The organism is Bacteroidales bacterium, assembly GCA_041671145.1.
Classification (GTDB): domain Bacteria; phylum Bacteroidota; class Bacteroidia; order Bacteroidales; family JAHJDW01; genus JAQUPB01.
Genome location: JBAZBZ010000012.1, coordinates 63,005 through 71,481, shown reverse-complemented (window position 1 = coordinate 71,481; position 8,477 = coordinate 63,005). Strand labels below are relative to the sequence as shown.

At 28.5% G+C, this 8,477-nt stretch carries 8 protein-coding genes; 1 reads left to right on the top strand and 7 read right to left on the bottom strand.

All coding sequences use genetic code 11. The features are described 5' to 3' along the window. The 4 genes from WC223_06220 to pepF all read right to left on the bottom strand — a co-directional run. The coding region (locus tag WC223_06220; protein ID MFA6923836.1) for an FAD-dependent oxidoreductase at positions 1 to 240 on the bottom strand (240 nt) is incomplete at its 3' end. A 95-nt stretch (positions 241 to 335) separates the two neighbouring features. After that, entirely contained in the window at positions 336 to 1,079 is a 744-nt protein-coding gene (locus tag WC223_06215; protein MFA6923835.1) for an outer membrane beta-barrel protein, read from the bottom strand. 65 nt (positions 1,080 to 1,144) lie between these two features. Next, the gene (locus WC223_06210) at positions 1,145 to 1,858 is read right to left on the bottom strand and encodes a methyltransferase (protein ID MFA6923834.1); all 714 of its coding nucleotides are present in this window, start codon (positions 1,856 to 1,858) and stop codon (positions 1,145 to 1,147) included. A gap of 64 nt (positions 1,859 to 1,922) precedes the next feature. Next, the gene (gene pepF, locus WC223_06205) at positions 1,923 to 3,842 is read right to left on the bottom strand and encodes an oligoendopeptidase F (GenBank protein ID MFA6923833.1); all 1,920 of its coding nucleotides are present in this window, start codon (positions 3,840 to 3,842) and stop codon (positions 1,923 to 1,925) included. Positions 3,843 to 4,260: 418 nt separating this feature from the next. On the opposite strand from pepF, the gene WC223_06200 reads away from it, so the two are divergent. Next, complete coding sequence (locus WC223_06200; GenBank protein MFA6923832.1) at positions 4,261 to 6,033, top strand: hypothetical protein; 1,773 nt, start codon at positions 4,261 to 4,263, stop codon at positions 6,031 to 6,033. A gap of 158 nt (positions 6,034 to 6,191) precedes the next feature. Here the strand turns inward: WC223_06200 and WC223_06195 are convergent, their stop codons facing one another. From WC223_06195 to WC223_06185, 3 genes are all read right to left on the bottom strand, one after another. After that, a complete protein-coding gene (locus WC223_06195; protein ID MFA6923831.1) occupies positions 6,192 to 6,620 on the bottom strand; it encodes a 30S ribosomal protein THX in 429 nt (142 codons plus the stop codon). A 40-nt stretch (positions 6,621 to 6,660) separates the two neighbouring features. Then, positions 6,661 to 7,338 carry an RNA methyltransferase gene (locus WC223_06190; GenBank protein ID MFA6923830.1) on the bottom strand — a complete coding sequence of 226 codons (678 nt, stop codon included), beginning with the start codon at positions 7,336 to 7,338 and terminating at the stop codon, positions 6,661 to 6,663. An 89-nt stretch (positions 7,339 to 7,427) separates the two neighbouring features. Beyond that, the gene (locus WC223_06185) at positions 7,428 to 8,390 is read right to left on the bottom strand and encodes a hypothetical protein (protein ID MFA6923829.1); all 963 of its coding nucleotides are present in this window, start codon (positions 8,388 to 8,390) and stop codon (positions 7,428 to 7,430) included. Positions 8,391 to 8,477 lie beyond the last annotated feature (87 nt).

Below are 8,477 nucleotides of genomic sequence, written 5' to 3'. Positions count from 1 at the left end.
TTTGAAATCAGATTTTATTTCGCCATTTATCGTAATTCCGTACTCGGAAGAGTGCTTTATGTACTCGTAAACCTGTGTACTTTTAAGTAATGCTTTTGTGGGAATACATCCCCAATTCAAGCAAATACCGCCTATTTCCGCTTTTTCAATAACAGCGACTTTGAATCCAAGTTTTGCTGCTCTTATAGCGGCAACATAACCCCCGGGACCACTACCTATAATGACTAAATCAAAGCTCATAAACATTTATTTTTATTTTCGCAAATGTAAATTAATAAAAAAAAAAAAGCAAATCTCATTGGGATTTGCTTTTTCACTAAGTAACAATTTACGTATTATAGTTGTGTTTTATATCCTTTTGCCAAATTAAATTTATATTTCAACCCTAACGAAAAATATTCGTATTTATCTTTTGATGAGTTGGGAACAACTGTTACATCAAGCTTATCTGTATTTACATTTCTAAAAGAACCTTCAATGTTAAAACTCAATGCTCTTGATAATCTGAAGTTCAACCCAATTCCCACAGGGATTATAAGTTCGGTTGTCATTTTTTCACTAACAGTCCCGTTGTTTGAATATCCTTCTGCTGCAACAAATTCTTCATTGTTATAAGTTTTCAGAATTGACCTGAAATCAATATATCCTGCGCCAATATATGCATATAATTTAACTTTTTTTGGACTATTATCAATTTTATTTAATAATAAAAAACAAAACATATCGGTAAAGTCAAATACTGCATTTAAACTATATTCAAGAATATCGGCATTAAATTGTCTGTCTTTTTTTCTGTTTATTCCGGCAAGTTCTCCTGAAATAATTTGTCCCTGTAATGAAAAAGTCTGATTAAAGCTTTTACCAAATATCACGCCATATCCCCATTTCCTTTCCTGTTCAACAGGATAAAAATCATACTGCTTGATATCTCCATAAAAAAGCAGAGAGCCGTAATTAATATTAATATACCAATTTTGATTAATGAAATTACGAGACCTCACCCTGCCGATATTTTGTGAAAATACTAATGAAGTACTCAACAATATAAAAACTAATATTAATAAAAAATTCTTTTTCATTTTTTATTATTTTAAATAACAGTTACAAATGTATATATTTAGTATATATGAAATTACATTTGCTTTTATAAAAACAAATAAAAATCTCTTGTAAAATTTTTGTATTCATCAGTATAATCGTGCCTTTCCTCGTTTTCTAAAGTTAATTTTTTTTCTATTAACTTTTTTTCAACAAATTCGAATTTCAAAACAGCTCTTTTGGGCTTACTATATGGTTTTGGGAAGATATTTAAAACCTCATTACAATATAATTTTTCTTTTTCTGCAAGCAAAACAATTTTTTGTAAATTATCAGAAGGAATTATTAAATATATTATTCCCGAGCAATCAAGAATATTTGTGCTGCATTCAATCAATTCATTAAGTGATAAATTTACATTATGTTTTGTAATATTTTTTTCTTCAAATATCGATTTGTAAGAATTTACAAAATATGGAGGATTTGAAACAATAATATCATACTTAAAAGAAATTTTTTTTGAATATTCCTGAAAAGATTCATTGTAAACATTAATTCTTTTTTCCCATTTTGAATTTTCAAAATTTTCTTTTGCCTGAAGAAAAGAATTTTTGTCAATTTCCACAGCATCAATTACAGCATCGGATTTTTGTGCAAGCATTAAAGCAATAATACCTGTTCCGGTACCAACATCAAGAATCTTTTTTGCATTTTGAGGATTCACATAAGCACCCAAAATCACAGCATCGGTACCTACTTTCATTGCAGCATTTTCCTGATTTATTACGAACTGTTTAAACCTGAAATATTTTTCGGACATTGAAATATTTGCAACTAATCAATGATAAATTATTTAATGATAAGAATTGAAGTACTTATTTTATTTACAATTTATTTTCAGATTTCAATTTTTCATAAAGTTTCTCCATTTCTCCAACTAAATAATCAAATCTTTTATAAGCTGCATTAAAAGCGTCTTTCTTTGTCATATCAACTCCGGCTTTTTTTAACAAAGGAATTGCATAATCACTTCCGCCCGATTTAAGTAAATCAAGGTATTTGTTTTTTTCATTTTCTCCACCGTTAATAACCATATTGCATAAAGCCATGGAAGAAATCACTCCTGTAGAATATTGGTAAACATAAAAATTATAATATAAATGTGGAACTCTTGTCCATTCTATACCTACGAGGTCTGGTATTTCAATTATTCCCTTGCTTTGTCCATAATATTCATAAGCAAATTCAAGATATTTTTTATCCATCCAATCGGAAGTAAGGGTTTTTCCTTCTTCAACTCTTTTATGAATTGCGAGTTCAAACTCGGCATACATTGCCTGACGATATAAATTATTTCTCGCATCTTCAAGGTAATTATTCAGAATATATAATTTAAACAAATCATCTTTTTCATTTTTCAACATATAATCCAACAACATTGCTTCGTTAAAAGTTGATGCGATTTCAGCAATAAATATTGGGTAATTTGATTTTTCGTAATGCTGGGTTTTATTTGAATAATAAGAATGCATTGTATGACCGAGTTCATGTGATAGTGTGCCAACATCATTGTATTCGCCATTATAGTTCAGTTTTATGTAAGGATGCACTCCATAAACACCTTGCGAGTACGCTCCGCTTTGTTTTCCTTTATTTGTATATACATCTATCCAATGATTTTCCATTGCGGTTTTCAAAACATCAGTATAATCGGTACCAAGAGGTTTCATAGCTTCAATAATAATTTTTTGTGCTTCTTCATAAGTATATTTTTTATCAACATTTTTTACTGCCGACATATAAATATCCTGATACATGAATTTATCAAGTCCGAGCATTCTTTTCTTTAATTCAAGATAACGATGCAAGGGAGCAAGATTTTCGTGTACCGAACGAAGAAGTTGATAATAAACGCTTGTATCAATATTATCTTCAAATAATCTTGACGAAAGACAATCGGGAAATTTATTAACCTGTGCATTGAAAAAATGCTTTTTTGTTGAAGTATTAAGAAGAATCGCAATTGTATTTTCAAACTTTTTTTGGTTACTCCAGAATGTATTCCACACAAGACGTCTGTCGTCAGCTATTTTGGATTTTCTATATTTTAAATAATTTGTCAGATTTAATGTTACCTTTTGTCCGTTACTCATTATAACTTCAGGATAAGGGATTTCAACATTATTTAACATACTTGAAGCATTGCCGGGACCATCGGAAAATAAATTTGTAAGTGATACTATTCGTTGTTGCTCTTCAGGCAAAATATGAGCACTGCTTCGTAAAATATCATATATCCTAAAATCATAAGGTTTGAGTTTCGGTTCGGCTTTAAGATAGGAGGCGAATTTTTCCTTGCCGAGCTTAATTATGTCAGCATTTATAAAAGCAAGTTTCGAACTGAATTGAACATACATTTCCTGTAATTCACCTTTTAAATTTTGAAATATTGCATTTCCCATATCGGCATCACTCGACATCTGAATATAAGAAGATAATTTTTCTGCTTTTAAATTTACATTATCTATTAAGTCAAGTAATGCAAGCATTTTTTGAGGTGAAGAAGTCCAATCTTTTGAAAGCTCATCAACTTTGTTCATTATTTTTTTTGTTTCCTCCTTGTCATTTTTCCAAGCATCAAGATTAGGATACAAATCTTCAAGTTTCCATGTAAATTCCACCGGAATATCTTTTCTTTCTGTTAATGAATAATCAGGAATTTTTTTATCCTGTGAAAAGCCATAAACAGAAAGCATTATCATGAATGCTAATAAAATTTTTGTGATGAATCTGTAGTTTTTCATTCGTATAAATTTTAATTTAAAAAATAATTTAAAGCAAAATACTTTGAAGCCATAAATGTAATTAATTATTAATTATGCATACATTTTTATATATTTTTTTCATCATTGTTCGATTAAAAATAAAAAAATAATTGTTTAAATTTTTGAAATGACGAAATTTATTAAAATAGTTAAAAAAATACATGAGAAGTTCCAATTAATTTCATTCTATAATAAAATTGTTGCTAATTGATTTATAATAATTTATAAACGTAAAAGTAAACTTATTTTGTTTCATAAAAACATTTTTTCAACTTTTTATAGTATAATCAATTAATAATTTTTTGTTAATAAAAATATTATTTATTTCCCTTGGATTTATTATTTTTTTTGTAATTTTAATATTTTATACTTCATTTTTTAATAAAAAATACTAAAGATGACTAAATATTTGTACTTATTTATTTTTATATTAGTTTCAGAATCTAAATTATATTCGCAAACAAGTTGGAATGCAGATATTAATGGTAATTGGGATGTTTCTTCCAAATGGTCGAAAGGTGTTCCTGCCACTGGTGTTGCAACTACAATAAATAAAAATGTAAAAATCACTCTTAATGCAAACGGAAACTGCGGTAATTTAACAATAGGCAATAATGATGCCCTTTTGGATTTAAACAGCAACACAATAAATATCAGCGGCAATATAATTATAAATAAAGCTTCAAATATTTTTTGTAACAAAAGTAATGTTGTGTTAAACGGAGCATATCAGCAAACCATAACAACAAACGATAGTTCTACTTTAGTATTTTATGATTTAACAATTAACAATGTTGCCGGAATTAAATTAAATAATAATATTCGCGTTGTACACAAATTGAATATTATCTCAGGAGAATTTGATGTTAATAATTCCGCAATTACTATTGCCAATGGCGTAGAAATATCCTGCACCGAAGGAACAATAATATCTTCAACAACCAAAGGCAGTATTAATTTTGAAGGGGTTGTTGATTTGGTTTATAATACCACAAATACTATTTATGCAGGAAAAGAAATGCCTAATGATAATACAGCTTTGAGTAACCTTACTTTGAATCACAGAAGTTTAATTTTATTTATAAATTACAACATAACCATAAATGGAAATTTGATTTTTAATAGTGGTAATCTTAATTTAAATCAACATGATATAAAATTATGTCCAACCTGCTCAATAATCGGAGAAAATAGCAACAATAAAGTTTATGGCGAAGGGCATGTTTTTATAACAAAAAATTTGAACAAGCCCGATTATATAAATGCCGGTAATCTGGGAATAGCAATTACTTCTCCTGCCAATTTAGGAAAAACTACAATTATAAGGGGACATACACTTCAAACGGGTACAAATTTTACGGGCATCAATAAATTTTACAAAATAATACCATCAAATAATATGAATTTAAATGCTACTTTGGATTTTTACTTTTTTGAATCCGATATAAATAATCAGGATAAAAACCAGCTGAGTTTCTTTTATTCCACAAATGGAGGAACCGACTGGTCATTTAAGGAAACCAAATTAAAAAATCTCGAAAACAATTATTTAAAAACTTCCGAATTTAGTGAATTATCAATGATTACGATAGGTAATTATAAAGAACTTTCTGTTCCTCTTTCTCTATTGTCATTTGAAGGAATCTACGATGAAGGGAAAATTTCTCTTTACTGGGCAACAGCTCCAGTTGAAGATGGTGATAATATTATAGTTGAACGCTCCACAAACGGTAAATCTTTTAATACTATTAACATGATTAATAAAAAGTCGGAAAAAAACAGAAGTGCAAAATTCAATCTTTCCGATAACAATCCTCCGAAAAGTTCAATTGTTTATTACCGCCTGAAAAAAAAATCGGAAGACGGTTCTTATAAAACAAGCAATGCTATTGCTACAAAATCAAATAGCTATTCTTCCGAATTGATTGTTGACCATCCTGAGCATGATGGCGATGAAATGGAAGTAAGAGTCAAAAATTCCGGTAATTCAATTGTTTTTGTGGAAGTAACCGATATTTTTAATTCCATTTATTATTCTGAAATATATACCACAACACAGAATAGTTTCACAGGACTAAACATAAAACTTAAAAATCTCAATAAAGGTGAAATGTATTTTCTGAAAGTAACTAATGGTAAAGATAACGTTGCGAAAACATTTATTTACTAGAACCTCCGATATTTCTATTGTAATCTGATTGGATTTATAAACTTCCTATATATTGCCTGCAAATACTGATGTTTTATTTTAGCGAACTATCCTTCTTAAACCCAACAAACTGTCGGATTTTGCACTTTTCAGACATCCTCTAAATAATTATCAATAAATTATTTTTTCTCTTTTTTGGCTTTGACTTCTGTTTTAGCAGATTTTTCTTTTTTTGGTTCTTTATCTGCTTTTTCTTTCTTAGGAGCTTTTTCTGTTTTAGGTTCTGTCTTTTTTTCTGTTTTTGGCTTATTTGCTTTTGGTTGTGTTTTTTCAGTTTTCTCAGCAACCTTTATTTCATTGGGTTTTACAATTTCAACTACTTCCTCAATTATTGTTGTTTCAACAATCATAGATGTTTCAATAGGTTGAACAACTTCGTGCGCTTTTACAACTACAGGAGTTTCTTTTACTTCCTGTTTTTTTGGTTTTCCAACAGTTGTGGCAGTTTTTATGAATGGTGAGTTCTTTGCTTTTTTTCTTCTTCTGCTGGCACCATAAGAACCCATGAATATTTTACCTCTTCTAGATTTTTTATCACCTTTTCCCATAATATTTTTAAATTAAGTTTAGTGCAAAAATAAAAAAAAATTAATTAAATCCCCTTTTTTTATACTCTTTTTCCAATAATTCATGATTTTTCAATGAATTGCGGACCCATTGGAGAAATATTTCATCAATTTCCTTTTCAGCAAGCTGCCATTTTACAAGAGATTTTCTAAGTTTTAAAGTCAGGTGATGTAAACATATTGCAGCAGATACTGAAATATTCAAACTTTCTGTAAATCCGTACATCGGAATTTTCAAAAATTCATCGGCATTATTTATTGCATCTTCCGACAAACCTTTCATTTCAGTTCCAAACAGCAAAGCAAATTTTTTGTCAACCTTAAAATCGTCAAGCTCACAGTTGTTTTCGTGAGGTGTTGTTGCAATAATCTTGTATCCGTTTTTTTTGAGTTTATTTATGCAATACAAAGTATTATTTTTTTGTTCATTGTAATGATGAAGTGTAAGCCAATTTGCCGAGCCCAGAGCAACATCGGGATTTACCTTGTATTTATTTTTATTTTCTATAATATGAACGTCCTGAATACCAAAGCAGTCGCATGAACGCAAAACAGCGCTTGCATTGTGTGGTTGAAAAATATCTTCAAGAATAACAGTAATGTGCTTTGTACGAAGCTTTATTATTTCTTCAAATTTATTTTTCCTGTTTTCGGTGATGAATTGAGATAAAAATTTTATTAATTCTTTTGATTTTTGCATAAATTGATAAGGTATTTTCGTCAGAAATATTTCAATTAGAAAATTGTTAAATTGTCAAAAATTTTAATATTAAACTTAAATCCTAAATCTTAATTCCTAATTTCTGAATTTTGGTCCTTTTTACTCCTCGTCCTGTCTTCTTTTATAATTTCAGCTAATTTTCTTGTGAGTTTTTCCGATGATTCTTTCATTAAATGATTTGCATCATAAGTTTTATAGTTATCGCAATTAACAGTAAAATCAATATATTTTGCATTTTCTTTTTTTGAAAGAACAGCCATTTTATCATTAAAATCGGGCATATAGTTATTTTCAAGTTCAAGCATTCTTTTGTCAATGGGAACTCTTACCAGATAAACTTTTCCGTGTTGTTTCAGAAAGCTGATGGTTTCTTCAAGATAATCCAATCTCCATTGGCAGAATTTACTTGGCTTGAAATAAAAATCAATATATTTTTTAAGCCATTTGGTTTTTCTTTTTTCAATTTCACTATCCGATAATTTTGTAAAACCTTCGAGCCAACCGTCATCATGAATTAAAACTTCTTTTTTAATATTATTCAGAAACATGAAATAATAAGAGTTTTCGTAATGTCTTAATAAATATTCGAAGTTAGGATTTGTATTGAAGAAAAACTGATGATTAAGAAATCTGCCGTTTTCGGGAGCATTTTCGAAATAATTTTCTTTCACCGAATTTTGAATGGAAATACTCAAAGGGGATACTTCAAGAATGAAAATGCCATTATGCGTTTCGGGCTTAACTTTCTTTTTTATGGCATCAAGATAAATTTTTCCATAAGGTGAATTGCCGAAATTAAAACCAAAATTATACATTGGTTTATCAAAAACGAGCCCGCTGTTATTTATAATTGATGGTTGTATATCAATTACTGCTTTTGACATTCCAATAACAAGTGAGGGCTTTTGTGGGGTTGTGAATTTTAAATAATAAACATCAATATATCCGTTTGCAAAAACAAAAACTGATATAACAAATAAAATTATTACTGGAATTATAAGTATTAATATTTTAAAAATTAATTTTCTCACAAAATATTTATCTTTTTACAAAAGTAGGAAAAAGTAGTATAAAGAATAATTTATATTTCAATAATTATAATATAAAAAAATTAATTT

Excerpts from the sequence above, each read along its gene's own strand:
- WC223_06215 (MFA6923835.1), bottom strand. The coding sequence starts at position 1,079 with ATGAAAAAGAATTTTTTATTAATATTAGTTTTTATATTGTTGAGTACT.
- WC223_06210 (MFA6923834.1), bottom strand. The coding sequence starts at position 1,858 with ATGTCCGAAAAATATTTCAGGTTTAAACAGTTCGTAATAAATCAGGAA.
- pepF (MFA6923833.1), bottom strand. The coding sequence starts at position 3,842 with ATGAAAAACTACAGATTCATCACAAAAATTTTATTAGCATTCATGATA.
- WC223_06200 (MFA6923832.1), top strand. The coding sequence starts at position 4,261 with ATGACTAAATATTTGTACTTATTTATTTTTATATTAGTTTCAGAATCT.
- WC223_06195 (MFA6923831.1), bottom strand. The coding sequence starts at position 6,620 with ATGGGAAAAGGTGATAAAAAATCTAGAAGAGGTAAAATATTCATGGGT.
- WC223_06190 (MFA6923830.1), bottom strand. The coding sequence starts at position 7,338 with ATGCAAAAATCAAAAGAATTAATAAAATTTTTATCTCAATTCATCACC.